This window comes from Streptococcus sp. k-628, from assembly GCF_013277475.1.
GTDB lineage: Bacteria > Bacillota > Bacilli > Lactobacillales > Streptococcaceae > Streptococcus.
The window spans coordinates 1-599 of record NZ_VMMZ01000100.1 but is presented as its reverse complement, the minus strand read 5'-3'; the positions used below and the strand labels follow the sequence as shown (position 1 = coordinate 599).

The window sequence follows — 599 nt, the reverse complement described above, 5'->3', positions numbered from 1 at the left end:
TCTCAGCCGCTTTGTCGATAGTCCCTTTAGAAGCATCTGTGACTTTGTATTTGGCTGGTACATTTTCCGTACTACCATCTTCATATGTCACTGTAAGTTCAATATCATGGAAACCATCTGTTGTAGGATAACTTGTTCCATCTTTCAGATTAACAGTCTGTTTGTGTTCAGCATTTACAGCGTCTAACAAATCATTATCTGTAACATTTTGTTTGTATGGTTTGACTAGTGTATTTGTAGTCACTGTATGCTCTGTCGGAGTGATACTTGCACTTGATGCCTGACTGGTTGTAGCGTCGCTTCCCTTGGTTGCGCTGACACTTACTGCTTGACCAGCTGTGTAGCTTGATGGTTTCAAGCGTAACGTACCGTTATCTAATAGACTCGCATCACCACTTGTTACCGTCCAGCCTGTCGCTCCTTTGCTGAGCTCAACAGTTTGACTGCTTCCTTGCTTATCTGTATAAGTCAAGCGTGCTTTATCCGCATTGTCTGGTAAGCCGATTTCAACATCACCATTTTGCCATTGTTTGGTTGTAGCTTCGCTTGGTGTTGCTTCTTTAGCTTGAACTGTGACGTTTACATCTTCTGTAGAGTCA

1 protein-coding gene is annotated in these 599 nt (G+C 42.6%); it reads right to left on the bottom strand.

The window, feature by feature from the left end; all coding sequences use genetic code 11:
* Nucleotides 1-599 (bottom strand): hypothetical protein (locus tag HT730_RS09835; protein ID WP_173307484.1); only part of this gene is annotated, 599 nt, incomplete at both ends.